At 63.1% G+C, this 18,661-nt stretch carries 14 protein-coding genes and 1 tRNA gene; 12 read left to right on the plus strand and 3 right to left on the minus strand.

Features of this window, described 5'->3' with window-relative positions; all coding sequences use genetic code 11:
* Nucleotides 1–448 (plus strand): flagellar filament capping protein FliD (gene fliD, locus ACERK3_08690; GenBank protein ID MFA9478372.1); only part of this gene is annotated, 448 nt, incomplete at its 5' end.
* Between the two features lie 71 nt (nucleotides 449–519).
* Here fliD and ACERK3_08695 read toward each other — a convergent pair.
* A complete protein-coding gene (locus tag ACERK3_08695) occupies nucleotides 520–1,656 on the minus strand; it encodes an Lrp/AsnC family transcriptional regulator (protein MFA9478373.1) in 1,137 nt (378 codons plus the stop codon).
* A 134-nt stretch (nucleotides 1,657–1,790) separates the two neighbouring features.
* On the opposite strand from ACERK3_08695, the gene bioB reads away from it, so the two are divergent.
* From bioB to ACERK3_08750, 11 genes are all read left to right on the plus strand, one after another.
* Entirely contained in the window at nucleotides 1,791–3,005 is a 1,215-nt protein-coding gene (gene bioB / locus ACERK3_08700; protein ID MFA9478374.1) for a biotin synthase BioB, read from the plus strand.
* A 20-nt stretch (nucleotides 3,006–3,025) separates the two neighbouring features.
* Entirely contained in the window at nucleotides 3,026–3,292 is a 267-nt protein-coding gene (locus tag ACERK3_08705; GenBank protein MFA9478375.1) for an OadG family transporter subunit, read from the plus strand.
* Between the two features lie 120 nt (nucleotides 3,293–3,412).
* Complete coding sequence (locus ACERK3_08710; protein MFA9478376.1) at nucleotides 3,413–3,766, plus strand: acetyl-CoA carboxylase biotin carboxyl carrier protein subunit; 354 nt, start codon at nucleotides 3,413–3,415, stop codon at nucleotides 3,764–3,766.
* A gap of 214 nt (nucleotides 3,767–3,980) precedes the next feature.
* Nucleotides 3,981–5,465 carry a sodium ion-translocating decarboxylase subunit beta gene (locus ACERK3_08715; protein MFA9478377.1) on the plus strand — a complete coding sequence of 495 codons (1,485 nt, stop codon included), beginning with the start codon at nucleotides 3,981–3,983 and terminating at the stop codon, nucleotides 5,463–5,465.
* Between the two features lie 91 nt (nucleotides 5,466–5,556).
* Nucleotides 5,557–6,306, plus strand: coding sequence for a biotin--[acetyl-CoA-carboxylase] ligase (locus tag ACERK3_08720; GenBank protein MFA9478378.1), 750 nt, complete (start codon nucleotides 5,557–5,559; stop codon nucleotides 6,304–6,306).
* A 232-nt stretch (nucleotides 6,307–6,538) separates the two neighbouring features.
* Complete coding sequence (locus tag ACERK3_08725) at nucleotides 6,539–7,780, plus strand: hypothetical protein (protein ID MFA9478379.1); 1,242 nt, start codon at nucleotides 6,539–6,541, stop codon at nucleotides 7,778–7,780.
* A 4-nt stretch (nucleotides 7,781–7,784) separates the two neighbouring features.
* On the plus strand, nucleotides 7,785–8,963 hold the full coding sequence (locus ACERK3_08730; GenBank protein ID MFA9478380.1) for a cytochrome c biogenesis protein ResB: 1,179 nt from the start codon (nucleotides 7,785–7,787) through the stop codon (nucleotides 8,961–8,963).
* Entirely contained in the window at nucleotides 8,960–10,684 is a 1,725-nt protein-coding gene (locus tag ACERK3_08735; protein MFA9478381.1) for a cytochrome c biogenesis protein, read from the plus strand. Before ACERK3_08730 ends, ACERK3_08735 begins: the two co-directional genes overlap by 4 nt.
* 194 nt (nucleotides 10,685–10,878) lie before the next feature.
* Nucleotides 10,879–11,397, plus strand: a complete 519-nt coding sequence (gene nrfH / locus ACERK3_08740; GenBank protein ID MFA9478382.1) for a cytochrome c nitrite reductase small subunit — start codon at nucleotides 10,879–10,881, stop codon at nucleotides 11,395–11,397.
* A gap of 30 nt (nucleotides 11,398–11,427) precedes the next feature.
* Nucleotides 11,428–12,909 (plus strand): ammonia-forming cytochrome c nitrite reductase subunit c552, encoded by a 1,482-nt coding sequence (locus ACERK3_08745; GenBank protein MFA9478383.1) that lies wholly within the window; start codon nucleotides 11,428–11,430, stop codon nucleotides 12,907–12,909.
* 164 nt (nucleotides 12,910–13,073) lie between these two features.
* Nucleotides 13,074–13,147, plus strand: a tRNA-His gene (locus ACERK3_08750).
* Nucleotides 13,148–14,091: 944 nt separating this feature from the next.
* Here ACERK3_08750 and ACERK3_08755 read toward each other — a convergent pair.
* Together ACERK3_08755 and ACERK3_08760 are read right to left on the minus strand one after the other, a co-directional pair.
* A complete protein-coding gene (locus ACERK3_08755; GenBank protein ID MFA9478384.1) occupies nucleotides 14,092–14,784 on the minus strand; it encodes an SGNH/GDSL hydrolase family protein in 693 nt (230 codons plus the stop codon).
* A 138-nt stretch (nucleotides 14,785–14,922) separates the two neighbouring features.
* A complete protein-coding gene (locus ACERK3_08760) occupies nucleotides 14,923–18,216 on the minus strand; it encodes an autotransporter outer membrane beta-barrel domain-containing protein (GenBank protein MFA9478385.1) in 3,294 nt (1,097 codons plus the stop codon).
* Between the last annotated feature and the right edge of the window lie 445 nt (nucleotides 18,217–18,661).

The following is an 18,661-nucleotide window of genomic DNA, read 5'->3' on the forward strand; positions in this document are numbered from 1 at the left end:
ATACAAAGCCCTCTCCCAGGTCGGCATCACCGTCGGCGACGGAGCGAAGCTGACGCTCAACGAAGACCGCCTCCGATCGACGCTGCAGAACGACCGCGCTGCGGTGGAAGAGCTGTTCACGTTACGCCGAACCGAAGAAGATGAAGAAGGCGTACGCACCATCGTCGCTGCAGGCATGGGTGTGAAGTTCGATCAGTTGCTGGATCGGCTAACGCATCCGGAGTACGGCCCGGTGGAGTCGCGGTTGAACACACTCGACCGCCAGACCACGATGAACGAGCGCCGCATGGAAGCGATGGAGCAGTCGGTCGCCTCCCGACGCCAACGTTTGGAGCGTCAGTTTCTCGCGATGGAAATGGCGCTGGGCCAGATGCAGGGCCAGATGGACGCGCTCATGGGCATGCAGACCATGATGATGAACATGAACAACCAGCAGCGTCGCCGATAGTGCGGGTTGAATCCAAGCTCCATGTTTAGCCCACGCGCCCACGCGTGGGCGCGTGGGCTAAACGCTGGTCGTCAATTTTCCGCGTGCATCACTGCCGGGTTGATGCCCTGGTCCTGACACCAGGCCTCGTACGCGGCGGGGAGGATTTCGCTGGGCTTGATTTCGCTGCGGCCGCCCCAGAAGACATTTGTGTAGCCCACGTCGATGCCCGCCTCGGCGAGGTGTTCGTCGATGGCTTTTTTATGGGCGAGCAGCAGGTCTTTGTCGAGGCCGTGGGCGACGCCCATGATGTTGACGTTGCGGAATTCCGGGCCGCCTTCGCGCCAGTAGGCGTGGGTCATCACATGGTGTCGGCCGACTTCCTGCCCGGCTTCCATCTCCCGGCCGGGCGGGACCTGCCAGTGGAACAAGGCGTTGAAGCGGGTGACGCGCTGCTGGCCGGCGACGGCTTTGACGTGTTCGAGGAAGGTGGAGAACCGCCCCACCACGCCGCGCTCGTTCAACTGTCTTGCGACGCTGAGAAACTCGTCGTATTCAACGCCAGCTTCCTCGGCTCGCTTCCGCCACGGCTCGGCGACGATCTCGTCGCAGTCGAACTCACGCTTCAGCGCGGCGAGCACCTGCCATTCGCGATCGTTGAGCTGGACGATGTCCGTGTCAATGACCTTGCCAGGCTCGTCCGTGCGCGAGCCGGGCTCGAGCGTGCGTCGGCGGATGTGTCCGACGCCGAGGCTGAAGAGCTTTTTCGCCGGCATGAGGCGATAGCCCGCTGCGCCGGTGTGCTGCATGAGCAGTCGGCAGTGCTTGTCCATGTCGTAGCCCTGGGGGACTTTGAGGGTGGTCCAGAGCTTGTACTGCGAGCCGGGCGACGCGGGGTCGGCGGAGCGGACGACGACGTGGCCGGAGAACGGGTCCTGCTGGAACATCCAGTCGAAGGCGTGGTTGAGCTTCTCGGCCGAGACTTCCCATGCGACCAGCGCCCCCGGCGCGAGGCTGGTGGTGAGCATGGTCTGGCGGACGCGGCGGATGACGCCGGCGTCGAGCATGGCACGGACGCGGTCGATGACGACGTCCAGCTCCAGCTCGGCGAGGTCGGCGATGTGCTGGAACGGGCGCTCGACGAAGCCTGCCACGCGGTCTTCGGACACGGCGAGGATGCGGGCGTTGATCGGGTCGTCCACGGCGAGGGGGGGAGCTTGCTGAGACATATCGCGGGCATTGTAGGCAAACAGCGACCGGCGGGGCAGGCAGGCCATTCTCACATGAACCCTTGGCCGCGATGCTCTATACTCCACGCTCAGCTTTACGCGGGCGGGGGCCGGCAATGGAAGGGCAGCGTTTTATGGATATGTACAAGCAATGGGCCGACCTCGGCCAGGCGGACGAAGCGATCAGCCAGGCCGATGCGCTGGCGATTCTTCACGGCGAGCGTGACGGCGAACCGATCGAGCTGCTGCCGCTGCTGGAGGCGGCCGGGGCCGTGCGTCGGCGTTACTTTGGCAACACGGTGACGGCTCACATTCTCGACAACGTGCAGAACGGCGCGTGTCCGGAGGATTGCAACTACTGCGGGCAGTCGAAGATTTCCGACTCGCCGATCAAGCCTTACAAGATCAAGCCGGTGGACGAGATTGTCGCTGAGGCAAAGCAGGCGAAAGAGGCGGGGGCGTGGCGGTTCTGCATGGCGTTATCCGGTCGCGGGCCGGACGATCGCGACATCGAACACATGGGCGAAGCCATCCGCCGCATCAGCGACATGGGCCTGCGGACATGTCTCAGTGCCGGGCTGATGGATGACGCGAAGGCGAAGTCGCTCAAGTCGGCCGGGCTCGATCGACTGAACCACAACCTCAACACGTCGGAAAAGCATTATCCGTCGATCTGCACGACGCATACCTATGAAGACCGCATGAACACGCTGCGGGCCGCGCGCGAAGCGGGGCTGGGCACGTGCAGCGGGCTGATCGCCGGCATGGGCGAGGGGTATGAGGACCTGGTGTCGGTGGCGTTCGAGTTGCGGAAGCTGGGGTCGGAGTCGATCCCGGTGAACTTCCTGCTGCCGATCGAGGGCAATCCGCTGCTGGACTCGGCGTGCGAGGGGCAGGCGTTGAACCCGCAACTTGTGCTGCGAATTTTGTGCATGGTTCGGCTGGTGAACCCGACCGCCGAGGTGCGCGTCGGGGCGGGGCGGGAGCATCATCTGCGTTCGATGCAGTCGTTCGCGCTCTGGCCGGCCAACTCGCTGTTTGTCGACGGCTACCTGCTGACGGAAGGATCGGAGGCGGCGGCGACGTTTCAGATGATCCGCGACGCCGGCTACGAACTGGCGGTGGAAGGCGGCCAAGCGCCACAGGCGATGGATGCCGCGGCCGCGGCCACAGCTGGCGCGGCCGCGACGAAGGCACAGGGTTGCTGCGGCAGTGGCCACGGCAATGGCGGCGGTGGTGCTGGCAGCAGTCGGCCGACGGTGAATGATGGGTTGCCTCGATTGAAGTCGACGGTGACCGACGGCAAGCGTTTCGTGCCCGCGGGCGAGGTTCGGCTGCCGCAACGCTGAGCGAGTGAGCGAGATTGCACATGAGTACAGGTGAAGCACTGGAACTTGGGCTGACGTTCGCCGTGGTGGGCATGGTGGTGGTATTCGCTGTGCTGGGCACGATCGCACTGCTGATCAGCCTGCTGAACCGTTGGTCAGATCAACTGGACGAAAAGAACGCCCCGGCGGTCACGGCCGCCGCACCGGCGGGCGGGATCGACAGCCAGACGCTGGCGGTCATCGCAGCGGCGGCGACGGCAGCGATCAAGCGGCCCGTACGGGTTCGCGAGGTGAAGGTGCACGAATAAAAAGGCAACGACCAACGCATCGCCGACGACCATGACGCGAAAGCCAACGCGAGCGAGACATCAGGGGTAGGGCGCCTCGAACGAGGTGGTACGGAATATCAAGCGAAACAGGATCGATTCATGAAACTGCGAATCACGGTGCAGGGAACGGCGTACGACGTAGATGTCCAGGTGCTCGACGATAGCGGCGGCGGGGCACCCCCGGCCGCGGCCGCTTCGACGGCCCCCGCTTCGCCAGCCCCCGCGCCGGCGGGCGGGACGGCCCAGGACATCACCGCCCCGATCGCCGGCACGGTCGCGTCCATCCCCGTCAGCGTCGGCGACAGCGTCGGGGCGGGCGACACCGTCATCGTCCTCGAAGCGATGAAGATGGAATCCAACATCGACGCCCCCGGCCCCGGCACGGTCAAGCAACTGCTTGTCAAAGTCGGCGACACCGTCACGCAAGGCCAGGTGCTCGCGAAGCTCGGCTGATGTCATTTGGTGATCTGGCGATTCGGTGATGTGGTGATGTGAAATACATCGCCGATGCACCCGCCAGACCGAGAGGGACGTTCGCACACCGCGCGGGAACTTCGCCAAATCACCAATTCACCAGATCACCAAATAAAACATGCAAATTTTCGACTTCCTCCGCACCTACCTGCTCGACTCCGGCTTCGGCCAGTTCCACTGGACCAACGCCGTGATGATCGCCATTGGCCTGACCTTCATCACGCTGGCGATCCGCAAAGGGTTCGAGCCGTTGCTGCTCGTGCCCATCGGCTTCGGCATCCTGCTGGGCAACATTCCCTACGACGCGAGCAAGCTGCCGCTGAGCGTCTACGACGGACCGGTCTCGCAAGCCAACCTCGACTACTACCAGTTTGACATTGAAGCGGTCACGCTCGCGCAAGGCCCGTACGCCGGCGAAGCGGTCGATCTCCACACCGCGCTCGAACAACTCAACCTCCAGGCCATCGACAGTCATTCGGCGTTGATGACACTGGTCAGCGCGTCGCAGCGCATCGACCTCGTCGACGTCGAACGTGTGCACATCGAGTCCGACGCGCGTCGTCTTGCCGAGATGGGGCAAGCCGTCATGCTCAACACCTACAGCATGCTCACGCCCCGCCGCGCGATCGACGATTCGCTCACCGGGCATGCGATTGTCAGCTACGGGCAGGGGCGACATTTCTTCGCTGCCGGCGACTATGCGGCCGAGGATCGCTATCCGGAAATGTGGAGCCTGCGCAAGCAGGACCCGTGGAACGCGAGCGTGCTCTGGTGGCTGTTCGCGGGCGTGGGGCTGGGCATTTATCCGCCGCTGATCTTCCTGGGCATCGGCGCATTGACCGACTTCGGCCCGATGCTCGCCAACCCGCGTACGCTGCTGCTCGGCGCTGCGGCACAGTTCGGCATCTTCGGCGCGCTGATCGGTGCGATGGTGCTCGGCTTCACACCGGGACAGGCCGCGTCCATCGGCATCATCGGCGGTGCGGACGGCCCGACCGCCATCTTCACCACCGCACAGCTCGCGCCGGAACTCATCGGCGCGGTGGCGCTGGCGGCCTATGCATATATGGCCCTGGTCCCCATCATTCAGCCGCCGATCATCAAGCTGCTGACCACGCGCAAAGAACGGCTGATCCGCATGGAGCAGGTCCGCCCCGTCTCCAAGCGCGTCAAAGTCCTGTTCCCCATCATCGGCTTCCTGCTGACGGCGATGATCGCCCCCGGCGGGCTGCCGCTGCTGGGCATGCTCTTCTTCGGCAACCTGCTGCGTGAGTGCATGGTCACGGATCGCCTGGCCAAGACCGCCGGCTCGACGTTTATCGACATCGTCACCATCCTGCTGGGCATCACCGTCGGTGCGAAGACCACGGCCGGCTACTTCCTCACGCTCGAAACGATCTACATCTTCGTGCTGGGCATCATCGCCTTCGCCACCGCCACGGCCGTGGGCGTGCTGTTCGGCAAGCTGATGAACGTGATGAGCAAGCATCCGATCAACCCGATGATCGGCGCCGCCGGCGTGTCGGCTGTGCCGATGTCCGCTCGCGTGGTGCATCGGCTCGGCCAGCAGGAAGACCCGCAGAACTACCTGCTCATGCACGCGATGGGCCCGAACTTCGCCGGCGTCATCGGCTCCGCCGTCGCGGCCGGCGTGCTGCTGAGCCAGTTGGCGGGGTGAGGAAGTTTCTCGTTTCGAGTTTCCAGTTTCGAGTTGCACTTAGCGGCTCCAAAACGCATAACTAGAAACTCGGAACTCGAAACTGGAAACGATGCGAAGCATCCATCACGACACCCTCGACTCGACCAGCGATGAAGCCCGTCGCATGTTGTCGTGTCATCCCGGCGAGGTGCTGCTGATCACGGCCGGGCAGCAGACCCGCGGCCGCGGGCGGCGGGGACGCACGTGGCATTCGCCGCGCGGCGGGGTGTGGTTGAGCCTTGCCTGGCCAACCAAACGCGAGCCAACGCACTACACCGCCGCGCCACTGATCGCGGCTTTGGCGACGTGGCATACGCTGATGGGTTGCATCGGCGATCATGAAGCGAAACGCGAAGCACAACTGCGCATCAAGTGGCCGAACGACCTGCTGCTCGACGGCCGCAAGCTCGCAGGCATCCTCTGCGAACAGGCGATGGAGCATAGTGCCCTCATCGTCGGCGTCGGCGTCAACGCGAACTTCGCAGCGAGCGATCTGCCCACCAACGTTCGGCAGCCGACCACCACACTCCGCGACGCACTCGGCCACGCCGTCGACCTGCCAGCTTTCACCAACCGCCTTGCCCAAGCGCTGGAGGCAGCGCTGGCCGACCTCGAACGCGACGGTTTTACGGACGACACCCGCCTTGCGATCGAGCAGCGTCTCACCATGCTCGGTCAGTGCATCGCGCTGCGCGCCGCCGACCGTGTCGTGCAAGGCAACGTGCAAGGCCTCGCACCCGACGGCGGCCTCCTGCTCGACGTCGCCGGTGAACAGCAGGTTTTCACCGTCGGCGAAGTGCAGCAGACACAACAGGCATAACTGCATCGCGGGCGAATGTCTCCGACGGGCTTCCGCGAAGTGCTCAATCATGACCCTGCGGTAGCCAATCAGCGATCCCACGGCCAAAACAATCGGCACGTAAATGTTAGAATGACCAATCCGAATCCGACTTTGGAAAGTTGTCTCCGCAGACCGTAATTATTTTCGCCTCAACATGGGACTGAGCATGACATCCGGACGGCAAACAGTCGCCTCGCCAGCAACAGAAACTTTGGCATTTCCCACCGCATCACGCACGCGCCGCCGTTGGCCGCTGCTCGCGGTCGCCTGCCTCTGCTGCTTCGCAGGTTGTGAAGAGTCGGACATCCAGACCTACCAGGCCCCGCGCGATCCCGAACAGCCGCGCACGACCCAGGCGCAGCCAACCGACGAGGGCCAGGCCGCCACCGACGCGCCGCGCACCGCGTCGCCAGATCGCGATGCCAACGCCGCAACCGGCCCCGATCAACCCGCCGACATGACATGGTCCGCCCCGGACGGCTGGCAGCGCTCGTCCGAATCGCAACCCATGCGACTGGCCACCTACTACACCGGCGAAGGCGACAACGCCCTGGAAGTCGCCGTCTCCGCATTCCCCGGCGAAGTCGGCGGCGCGCTGGCCAACATCAACCGCTGGCGCGAACAGCTCGGCCTCGATCCGCTGGCCGAAGACGATTGGCAAGATCACGTCGACGCCTTCGGTGAAGAAGACGGCGTGCACGGCTACACCCTCCGCATCGACGCCGACGCCGAAGTCATCGGCCCCCACGGCATGCTCGCCGCCATCATCCGCAGCCCCCACTCCCAACGAACTCACTTCGTCCGCGCCCTCGGCCAGGCCGACCAGCTCGACGCACACGAAGACGACGTCGTCGCTTTCGTCCACACCTTCCAGCCCGCTGACGACTCCCAACACGACCACGCGCATGACCACGGTCACGACCATGACCATGACCACGCGCATCATGATCATGATCACGCGCACCGCAACCACGATCATGACCACGCGCATGCCCATCACGATCACGATCACAACCACGCACACGCCCACGAACCCTCAGGCGAACTGCACCTGGAAACGCCCGAAGGCTGGCAGCGCACGCAGCAAACCTCGTCCATCGTTTATGCCACTTACCAAGTCGGCTCCGGCGAAAACGCCGCCGCGGTCGCTGTCACCCCCCTTCGCGGCGAAGGCGGTGGCATGCTCGCCAACATCAACATGTGGCGAAGCCAGCTCGGCCTCGACCCAGTCGATAACGAAGACGAGCAGCAGGCCGAAACCATCACCATCGACGGCCGCGAGGCCAAACTCATCGCACTCGACGGCGAACGCGAGCTGAGCCTCGTCGTCGCCATCCTCCCCGAAGACGACCGCACATGGTTCTTCCGACTCTCCGGCCCGCGTGCTGCCGTGCACGAACATCGCGAAGCGTTCGAGCAGTTGCTCGCCTCCGCCCGCTTCGAAGAGAATTGATTTTATGACAGCCCTGCTTCGTTCAACGCTTACCGCGCTCGCTTCGCTTCGCCTGACCGTGGCGCTTTTCGCCATGGCGATGTTCCTCATCTTCGCCGGCACGCTGGCGCAGGTGCACGCGGGCATCTGGCAGGTCATGGCCGAGTATTTCCGCACACCCTTCGCGTGGATCGAGCTACAACTGTTCATCCCGCAACAGCTCGCCACCGTGCCCGGCCGCTTCCCCTTCCCCGGCGGCTACCTGCTCGGCGGACTGTTGATCATCAACCTGCTCGCCGCTCACGCGATCCGCTTTCGCCTCGCCGCCAAACGCATCGGCATCATCACGCTGCACCTGGGCATCATCGTCCTGCTCCTCGGCGAGTTCGTCACCGGCCTGTTCGCCGAAGAAGGCCTGATGACCATTCTCGAAGGCGAGTCCGCCCAATATGTCGAAGACGTCCGCGAAGCCGAGCTGGTCATCCTCGACCGCTCGGGCGATGACGAACAGGACCGCGTCACCGTCATTCCCGAGCGCATGCTCACCACCGCGGGCCAGACCGTCGACCACCCCGCCCTGCCGTTCACCGTCACGGTCGACCAGTGGCTGCCCAACGCTCGACTGTTCAACGCCGCGCCCGACACGCCCACACGCGCGACACGCGGCGCCGGCAGGCAGATCGTCCCCCGCCCCGAGCCGCTGGCCCGCGGCATCGACGGCAACAACATCGACATGCCCGCCGCGTTCATCACGCTCCACCACGACGGCCGACCGCTGGGCACGTGGCTGGTCGCCGAGCTCATCGGCCCGTCGCAAACCGTTGAAGTCGACGGCCGAACGTATCACCTCGACCTGCGGTTCAAGCGCACATACAAGCCATACACGCTGCATCTGATCGAGTTCACGCACGAGCGTTTCGTCGGCACGGAACGGCCGCGCAACTTCGCCAGCCGCATCCGGCTCGTCGACCCGACGCGCAACGCCGACCGGGAAGTCGTGATCTCGATGAACAGCCCGCTTCGTTACGCGGGCGCGACCTTCTACCAGTCGGCGTATCTCGAGCAGGACACGGGCACGGTGTTGCAGGTCGTCCGCAACCCCGGCTGGCTGCTGCCGTACATCGCCTGCGGGCTGGTCGCGTTGGGCATGTTGATCCACTTCGGCCAAGGCTTGTGGCGGTTCGCAGGGAAGGTGAAACGATGACGCATCTGAATCGAATCCTGCCATGGGCCGTCGTGTTCCTCGCCTTGCTCTACCTGGGCATGCAGGGGCGACCCGTGGCGTACGTCGGCGACTACGACCTCGACGCCTTCGGCGCGATCCCCGTCTCAGCCGACGGCCGCGTCAAGCCGATGGACACCGTCGCCCGCACGAACCTCATGTTCCTCTCCGGCCGACAGAGCTTCGAAGTCGACGGCCAGCAGCAGCCCGCCATCCGTTGGCTCGCCGACGTGATGGGTCAGCGCGACACCGTCGACCACTACCGCGTTTTCCGCATCGACCACCCCGACGTGCAGGCGCTGCTGCATCAGCATGAGCCGACCACACGGCGGTTCGCGCTCGCCGAGATCATGCCCCACTGGGAGCAGATCGTCGAGCAATCGCAGCGCGCCGTCGAAGTGCCCGGCCGACAGCGCGACCCGTTCCAACGACAAGTGCTCCAACTCTATCAGCAGGTCACGGTGCTGATGGAAATGCGACACATGCAGACGCCTTACATGGTCCCGCCGACGAGCGAAGACGAAGAGTGGGCGCCGTTCTTCCGCGTCGTGCAGGACACGCAAGCCGCGGGCATCCCTCACCCCGGCGTCGATGCGCTCACGAGCATCTTCTCCGCGTACCACCGTGAACAGCCTGCCGAGTTCAATGACGCCGTGGCCAGCTATCTCGCCGTGTTCGACAAACACATGCCCGCCGAGGCGCGCAAGGCCAGCTTCGAAGTTTTCTTCAACGACTTCACACCGTTCTATCACGCAACGCTGCTGTACGTGCTCGCGTTTCTGCTCGCCGCCGGCTCGCTGCTGATGCGTACGCGATCTGACTCGGCCTGGGCAGGCGTGCTCGCCCGCACGGCGCTGGCCCTGCTGGTGGTCACGTTCCTGCTGCACACGTTCGGGCTGGTATCGCGCATCTATCTGCAAGGCCGACCGCCGGTCACCAACCTTTACTCGTCCGCCGTCTTCGTCGGCTGGGGCACGGTGCTGCTGGCGATCATCATCGAACGCTTTCACCGATTGGGGCTGGCGACGCTGGCCGCGGCGTTCGTCGGCTTTGTGACGCTGATCATCGCGCACAACCTCGCGGGCGACGGCGACACGATGGAAATGATGCAGGCCGTGCTCGACTCGAACTTCTGGCTCGCCACGCATGTGATCATCATCACCATCGGCTATTCCGCCACATTCCTCGCAGGCATCCTCGCCACCGTCTTCATCATCCTCGGCGTGTTCACCCCCTGGCTGAACAAACCGCTCAACCAGTCGCTGACGAAAATGGTCTACGGCACGATCTGCTTCGCGCTGCTGTTCAGCTTCGTCGGCACGGTGCTCGGCGGCATCTGGGCCGACCAGAGCTGGGGCCGATTCTGGGGCTGGGACCCGAAAGAAAACGGCGCCGCGCTCATCGTCCTCAACCACGCCATCATCCTTCACGCGCGCTGGGGCGGCATGATCCAGGCCCGCGGCATGATGGTGCTCGCCATCGCTGGCAACATCGTCACCGCATGGGCATGGTTCGGCACGAACATGCTCGGCGTCGGCTTGCACTCCTACGGCTTCATGGAGTCGGCCATGTTCTGGCTCTTCGCCTTCGTCCTCAGCCAACTCGCCCTCATGGGCCTGGGCATGCTCCCACCTGAAGCCTGGCGCAGCGCCGTCGGCCGACGAGCATCAACACCACAAACAAGCCCCCCGAACAAACCATAAAAAACAACTCGCCCCAAAACGCTGCGAACCGCTACGCGCAACGCGTTCATCCAGCGAAACGCGCCTTAAAAGGCGGGCCGCCCTTGTCGACCTGCGTTTCATCAATGAACAATCGTGCAATTGAAGCTTGCACCCCGATGCGATCGACTTAAAATCAGTTAAACATGTAACCTTTTCATTTGTAAAGGCTGAGGGTGGACAGCAAGCAACCAATTGAACAGCGCAAGCGCGTTCCCATACGCCGACTCTTCGCCGGCCTCGGTGCGCTGTCGATCGCCGTCGCCATCCTCGGCGGCATGTTCGCCGGCATGAGCGCATTCACCTTCACCTACGGCGAAGGCACGAGCTACTTCAGCGACGATCCCCGCTCCTGCATCAACTGCCACGTCATGGAAGACCACTTCGACTCCTGGCTCGCCTCCAGCCACGCACACGTCGCCTCCTGCACCGATTGCCACATGCCCAGCGAAACGATCCACGGCTTCATCGCCAAGGCAGACAACGGCTTCTTCCACTCCTGGGAATTCACCTTCCAGACCTTCCACGAACCGATCCGCATCAAACCACGCAACGCACGCATCGTGCAAAACAGTTGCCTCGACTGCCACAGCGACTTCGTTCACGAAATGAAGCCCATCGAACGTGGCGGCGAAATGATGTCCTGCGTCCACTGCCACGCTGAAGTCGGCCACGCCGGCTCGCGACGACGATAACCGCTGGCGACCGCTCACGGAGATTCTCAAATGACTGCCTCACCTGAAAACAACACGCCCAGCCGCAGCAAACGCACGCTGCTGCTCGTCGGCCTCATCGCCATTTTCGCGGTCGGCACCTTCCTCGCCGCTGCCCTGACCACCAACATCTTCCACCGCAAGATGGAAGAGCGCAACCCCTACGTCATCTTCATCGAAGTCGACGAAGATACCACCGACCCCGCCGCATGGGCCATCAACTTCCCCCGCCAGTACGAAAGCTACATGCGCACCACCGACTCCGAGCGCACACGCTACGGCGGCTCCGACGCCATCCCCAAACAAAAACTCGACTCCGACCCCTGGCTTCGCATGATGTGGTCCGGCTACGCCTTCGCCATCGACTACCGCGAAGCGCGAGGCCACGCCTACATGCTCTCCGACCAGGACCACACCCGACGCGTCCTCGAACGACCTCAGCCCGGCGCCTGCCTCCACTGCCACTCCTCCGTCATGCCCGCCTACCGACACCTCGGCGACGGCGACGTCATGGAAGGCTTCCGCCAACTCTCCGCCATGCCCTGGGACGAGGCCCGCAACATCACCGACGAGCATGGCGAAATGCTCATCAACCACCCCGCTTCCTGCGTCGACTGTCACGACCCCGACACGATGCGCCTCCGCGTCACCCGCCCCGCGTTCAAAGTCGGCATCGCCAAATATATGGAACACGAACGCGGCATCGAAGACTACGACGTCAACCGCGACGCCACCCGACAGGAAATGCGCACCTTCGCCTGCGCCCAATGCCACGTCGAATACTACTTCGACCCCGACGATCACAACATCGTCACCTACCCCTGGGCCAAGGGCCTCCGCGTCGAACAACAGGAAGCCTACTACGACGAGATCGGCTTCAACGACTGGACCCACCAACTCACCGGCGGCGGCATGCTCAAAGCCCAGCACCCCGAGTTCGAGCTCTACATGCAAGGCAGCCACGCCCGCGCCGGCGTCTCCTGCTCCGACTGCCACATGCCTTACAAGCGCGAAGGCGCGATGAAAGTCTCCGACCACCACGTCCGCAGCCCGCTGCTGAACATCGCCGCCTCCTGCCAGACCTGCCACAACGTCGACGAAGCCGAGCTGCTCGACCGGGTCCACACCATCCAGGACCGCACACGTGCCCTGCAGGATCGTGCCGGCGAAGCATTGGTGGCGCTGATTGAAACGATCGTCGCCGCCCAGACCGCCGGTGCCAGCCAGGAAGACCTCGCCGACGCCCTCGCCTTACAGCGAAAGAGCCAATGGCGGATCGACTGGGTCTACTCTGAAAACTCGATGGGCTTCCACGCCCCGCAGGAGTCGGCCCGCATCCTCGCCGAGGCCCTCGACTACGCTCGCCAAGGCGAAGTCGCCGCCCGCCGTGCCGCGCCGAACTTAGTCCGTGAGCCGGTCACCCCGCCGGAGATCGAAAGCGCCACCCCGGATGAATACGCCCCACCGGGTCCCTACAGCCATCCGCGTGAGTGAGTCGGTCGGCTAAACGGCGATCGGAAGTGGCCGCGGATTGACAGAGCCGCGTGTCGAATCTACGCTGTTTCGTCCGTCGACCGTCACGGCCGCCGGCGTCGCGTGTGACTGCATCAATGATGTTGCATGTGACTTCGGGTTTGCTGACGTGTTTGATGTTGTTGGTGAGCGTAGCTCAGTTGGTTAGAGCACCAGGTTGTGATCCTGGGGGTCGCGGGTTCGAATCCCGTCGCTCACCCTTTTCCTTGTCACTGCACGACTTAGAAGAATTCCGCAAGTCGCCGCAACCACTCGAATTAGCCCCAGCCCCCCGCAGGTCGCCTTCGGCGTCCTGCGGGTCGTTTTCAGGCTCTGCGGCAGGTTGCTGCACCGCTTTTTGCAGCGCGCCGGACGAGCCGTTGCCGGTTTTCCCATCGAGATTTACGGCGCGGTCGAACAACTCATCGGGCACGCCGTTGGTGTAGTGCCGATCGCTGACCTCCATGCCATGCCCCATCCACTTGCTCACGGCGAACTTCGAAAAGATTATCGCCCAATGCTTCTCGCATGAGTTGCGCAGGGTCTGCCACAGTTTTTCCCTTGGCTCGACCTTGGCCGCCTTGATGTACCGCTTGACCTTCCGCCGCGTGCCTCCGTGCATGGGGACCGTGACAAGGTGCTCCCGCCCCGGCGTGCACGCCTCGAACTGATCCTGCAGCAGCGGCATCAGGTCGCCCGTGATCGGCACGACTCGCACCTCGTGCCCCGCGTGGTGCTCGGTCTTCGGCGACCGCACCGTCAGCCGAGCGCGCTGCCAATCCACATCCGCCCACATCAGCAATTCTGACTCGGACGGCACGCGTATCCCCATCTCCAAAGATCGTAAGCGGTGAAAATCCAGACCAAGGTGGCATGTCGTTCGGGTGAGCCTTGAATCAGTTCGCTGGTCTCATCGAGTTGGCGGATATAACCACGGAACGGCTGGCGACGCTGCCCCGGCTTCGTCGTTCTGCTTTTGCCATGGCGCGGCGGCTTGGTACGCCGGACGACCTCCGCCGGCTGACCCCGCTCGTCCGCACGGAATTGAATCTGTGTGTTGCTATCCCATCGAATGATGGTGCGAGGAAGATCTTGAACAGCCGGATCGTATTGCGCAAATCACGCAGGGTCACGAACAGCGTGCTCGCCAGGGGCGAAGGTCGCTCATGGCTTACGCAACGGGAACATCGACTCGGTATGGGCGATGAACCAGCCGGCGAGGTAGGCCGCCTGCAACTGGCGGATCGGCGCGTGGTAGTGCACGTGATCGCAAAACAACTGCTCATCGTCACCCAGCGAGCGTGTGAAGCTGTGCAGGTCGATCAGCGGCACCTGCCGTTGAGCCATCACATCATCCGCCACCGCGATGTACGCTTCATTGTCCGCTGCGAAGCGATGAAAACTCGCCTTCGCATTGTGGACCGCATCGACCACCGGCGTGGTCCGCATCCACGCCAACGGGATGCTCCGCTGCTGCAACAGATCCACAATGCTCAGCAGGTTCTCACGGTACGCCGTGATGTCCACCTGACGTTGCCCGGTGGATGGATCGACTTTGATGTCATGCAAGCCACAGTTCATCAGGATGAAGTCGGCGTGCAGCGTGTTCTGCTCATCCAAAGCGCGAAGGTAAGCGAGCAACATTCGGGAGTCGCCGACGTTTTTGCCCTGGGGCAGGTCGAGGTCGGCAAAGGCATCGCCCTCAGCCTGCTTCGTACGGTAGACGCATCGGTCGGCAAGGTAGCTTTCAAGATGCGGGCCATACTGAAGTGAAATGCTGTCACCGAGCACGAGAAGCGTGGGCAGTGAATCGCTGGTCAAAGTGGGATTCTCCTGATGTTTCGTGATGATCATCATAATTCATAATCCTTTGACGCATGCCATATCGGGCACGCGCCGTCTTCGTGCAGCGGCGGTTGCTTGATCCGCGCAAAGAAAAACCCCCGCCCAGGTTGCCGGGCGGGGGTTTGGATTGAATCTGCGTTGATCGTCGGCTTAGAACTGGAAGCTCATGCCAACGATGCCGGCGTGGCCCTGCTGGTTCGACTGGAATCGCCCGTTGTACTGAATGAACCCTTGGACGGATTCGCTCAGCAGTGCCCGCACGCCGGCGCCGACGCGCAGTGCGTGTCGATCGGGGCTCGGGCCATCCAACGTGAAGCTCTGCGTCGTGCCGACGAACCGTGCCTGGACGTCGTTGTCATCCCCAAGGAACTCGTAGGAGTAGCCGAGGAAGGCGTTGGGGATGATGGTCGTGCCGTCCGTGCGGTACCGGTGTTCGAAGCGAACGCCGATCGTACCTTCGAGCATGTCGACGTCCTGGCTGGACACGTCGAAGTTGGTCGCGCCGCCGCCGGTTTCGGTGAAGCCGTCGCGTCGGTAGTGGGTGTAGTTCAGTGAGCCGACCGGCGTAAAGCTGGTGCGCTGGTTGGGCATCATGAACTCGTAGCCGACGTTGACATAGAGCGACAGATCGTGAGCGTCGAAGTCGGCGTTCTTTTCCTGCACGAGGCCGCTGATGTTGACGTTCTGATCGTAGTCGTTCTGGTGATAGCCATAGGTCGCCGAGGCGTCGATGGTCAGCTCGCCGAATCGCAGGCCCGCGTACGGGCCAGCCCGGAAGCTGTGCACCGTGCCGTCGCCGCGGCCTTCACGGAAGTCGACGTCGGTGTAGCTGTAGCCGGCACTGACGCCGAGGTAGAAGGTTTCGCTGAAGCTGTAGTCCGCACCGATGGCGAACCCACCGGTGTTGGCTCGCAAGCCGGGGCGTTCGCTGGTCGAGTCGATGCGATCGTGCACGCCGTAGGCGTTGGCGAAAACGTTCCACCGGTTTTCGAGCGTTTCGATGGAGCGTCGCGTGCGGGTCGGCTCGCCGCGATACTGTCGGCGGTCCTCCGGCCGATCTTCCAAACGATCGCGATACGTGTCATCCCACAGGTAAGGCTGCGCCGCCGCCATCGCCCAAGGCGTGGGGCCGAGTCGCTCAGCGAAGCGCGTTGCCGCCGAGCCGTAGTCGAGCCGACCTTCACGGGTCGTGCGAGCCTGGCTGTGCACCTGCTGGTGATAGCCGCGCCCGGCCTGCACGGTGGCGTCCACACCGGCGGTGTAGGTGGTGGGGCTGAGCTGGCGAAGGTTCTGGTTGAATGCCGCGGCATCAGCGGAGCGGTCGAAGGCGGTGAGCATCCTGGTCGTATCGCTATCGAGCCCCGGCTCGACAAGATTGTCCAAGGCCCGGCTGAGCGTAATATTGTTGCGGCCCTGCGCCTGCGACTCAAAGGGGTCGCGGACGGCTTCCACAACGAGGTTGTTGTTGGCGATCTCCGCCGTATCGGCCTCGAACCGAAGGAAAAGCGATTCAGCGCTGACGACGACCTCGTCCTGATCGCCTTGAATGTCAAGACCACCCGCTTCCAGAAGCGTGAAGCGTTCGCCGCCGAGGACGAAGCCCTCGTCGATCTGGTCCATGTAGAACCGCGCCCCGTCCTGAATTTCGACGTTGCCGCCAACCAGAAGGGTGTCGCTTTCTTCCTGAACATTGAACTTGATCATTGCCGTGGCGCCGCCGGCACTGGTTGCCCGGAAGAGGGCGTCGCCGCCGATTTCAAGCGTGCCAATTTCATCGCCGCCAGGTCGGATGACGCCCCGTCGCTCAACGCCGAGATCTCCTGCGATTTCCGTGCCGCTGGATAGCGTCGAGAATCGCCCGACTTCGACATCGCCCGCGATGAATGTGTCGGCTTCCATGTGAAGGTCGCTGTCTTCCAGCAAAACATTACCAGCTAAACTCGCGCCTTCGAGCAAACGCAACGTGCTGTATTGGCGTATGTCGGTCAAACCGGTGTGGGTGTTCGTCGCGCCAAGCCAGACCTCACTTGCGTCGCGCTGACGAAATTCGCCTGCCCCGGAGATCACCCCTTCAATCACCATGGCCTCGGGGCCGCGAATTGTAAGATTCTGATTGAGCGTGATGCCGCTGTTTGCCGACACGACCGTTGGCACGCTCGAACGCAGGCGGAAGGCCGAGGCGGTATTCACCGTAATCGGCGCGTCGAAAGTCAGGCCCGCGCCTTCGAGAATCTCCAGATCGTCGTCCATGGTCACGTCGGCCCCGACGGTAATCGGGGAAAGCGTGCGGATGAACGTACGGCCTTCCACAAGAATGTCCGTAGCATTGCCCAGCGCCGCATCGCTACCGATTTCGAAAATGCCGTCGCGCAGGACGATGTCGCCGGTAAAGATGTTGTCACCTTGAAGGCTGAGCGTGCCCGGCCCGTCGTTGACCACGCGGCCCGAACCGTCGATGCGACCGAGCACGTTCATTCGCGAGTTGCCGAAGTTGTAGAACTCGACATCGTACCCATTGGTTTCGACTCGACCTTCGATGTAGTGTTCTGTGGCTTGCTCGGTGATAACCCTGCGGCCGCCGTTCATCAATTCGACAACACCGGTGATCGTGATGGGTGCCCCCGCAGAGTTTGCAATGAGTGCCGGGCCACCGAGTCGCAGGTCGCCGAACAGTTCGAAGTCCTGCGGCAGGAACAGCGGTTCATCGTCGGCACTGATGCGGTTCTCCGTGCCGTTGTTGACGATCACGCGCGGGCTCAAGCCGAACGCTGCGTCGGTGGTGATGACCACGCGGCCGGCCAGGATGGTGTCGCCTGTGTACTCATGCTCGCCGCGGAGAATGGTGTCACCGTTGAAAATCACATTGCCGTCGCCGCGAATGACGGGATTGTTCACATGCACATAGCCGGAAAAGGTGAGATCACGTGAGGTGTCGCGGGAATTGTTGATTTCCTCACCGGTCAGAAACAGACCTGAACCACCATGGATCGTCATGTCCTCGTAAAGCCAGATGTCCGACTCAATGGTATGAAGCATGCTGTCCAGATGGTTGATGCCGCCAGCGCCGACATAGATCGGCAATCCGAAGATTCGCCAGTTGATCGCATGCGGTCCAGGCAGAAAGGTGAGGCTGCGGATCTCCCAATGCCCCGCGCCCAACGTCTCGTCATCAACCTGACTATTGGGAGCAAGGTTGCCGTCCACCAAGCCGTGATCGCGAATGAAGGTCGGGTTTGCACCGTCGGGCTCCGCATCATTCGCCAAGCCATCATTCGACCAGTTGCCAGGCGCGTTCCAACGGTCAGTTCCGCTGGGATTATTTCCTAGCCAGACGTTGGGCACTTCCTGCGCCTGGACACTGGCGACCGGGCCAATGAATGCGAGCAGGCCGATGATGACGGCCCAGCAAACTTTTCTGCCCGAACTGCTAACCCGATCTGTCATCACCTGCTCCTTCGTGATAGATGTCAATCGCGCGCCCTACAATGCCGACACGCGAGACGGAAAGATCCACCCAGATTCAAGAGGAGAGCGAGTGCGCCCCCTTTGTGCCGCCAGCGGGATGTCCGGTAGGCCTGCAAAATCGATATACACCTTCTACCCGGAACCACCGTTCGCCCGCACATGCCCCGGACGACCGCCTGCCCCCAGGCAAAACGGCCGTGATCGCTGCGCACTCACCGACGGACAATCATGAAAAAGGCCTGAGCCCGCAAGCGAACATGAAAGCCGATCGGCAGGCTATTGTCAAACCGACCCCCGGGCGGTTCGCCTGCACGCCCGGGTCGTTAAGGCAAGATTGCAGCGTCAGCTACAGGCATCCAGCGGGGCGCGTCGGGCGTGAGGCGGCGTCGGCGGGGCGGGGGGGCGTCTAATACGACAACGTGGC

This window comes from Phycisphaerales bacterium AB-hyl4 (genome assembly GCA_041821185.1).
Taxonomy (GTDB): Bacteria; Planctomycetota; Phycisphaerae; order Phycisphaerales; family Phycisphaeraceae; genus Natronomicrosphaera; species Natronomicrosphaera hydrolytica.

What these genes read in the sequence shown, in the direction of transcription:
- ACERK3_08705 (MFA9478375.1), top strand. Translation starts at nt 3,026, where the DNA reads ATGAGTACAGGTGAAGCACTGGAACTTGGGCTGACGTTCGCCGTGGTG.
- ACERK3_08710 (MFA9478376.1), top strand. Translation starts at nt 3,413, where the DNA reads ATGAAACTGCGAATCACGGTGCAGGGAACGGCGTACGACGTAGATGTC.
- ACERK3_08745 (MFA9478383.1), top strand. Translation starts at nt 11,428, where the DNA reads ATGACTGCCTCACCTGAAAACAACACGCCCAGCCGCAGCAAACGCACG.
- ACERK3_08695 (MFA9478373.1), bottom strand. Translation starts at nt 1,656, where the DNA reads ATGTCTCAGCAAGCTCCCCCCCTCGCCGTGGACGACCCGATCAACGCC.
- ACERK3_08715 (MFA9478377.1), top strand. Translation starts at nt 3,981, where the DNA reads ATGATCGCCATTGGCCTGACCTTCATCACGCTGGCGATCCGCAAAGGG.
- bioB (MFA9478374.1), top strand. Translation starts at nt 1,791, where the DNA reads ATGGATATGTACAAGCAATGGGCCGACCTCGGCCAGGCGGACGAAGCG.
- ACERK3_08720 (MFA9478378.1), top strand. Translation starts at nt 5,557, where the DNA reads ATGCGAAGCATCCATCACGACACCCTCGACTCGACCAGCGATGAAGCC.
- ACERK3_08735 (MFA9478381.1), top strand. Translation starts at nt 8,960, where the DNA reads ATGACGCATCTGAATCGAATCCTGCCATGGGCCGTCGTGTTCCTCGCC.
- ACERK3_08755 (MFA9478384.1), bottom strand. Translation starts at nt 14,784, where the DNA reads ATGATGATCATCACGAAACATCAGGAGAATCCCACTTTGACCAGCGAT.
- ACERK3_08760 (MFA9478385.1), bottom strand. Translation starts at nt 18,216, where the DNA reads ATGACAGATCGGGTTAGCAGTTCGGGCAGAAAAGTTTGCTGGGCCGTC.
- ACERK3_08730 (MFA9478380.1), top strand. Translation starts at nt 7,785, where the DNA reads ATGACAGCCCTGCTTCGTTCAACGCTTACCGCGCTCGCTTCGCTTCGC.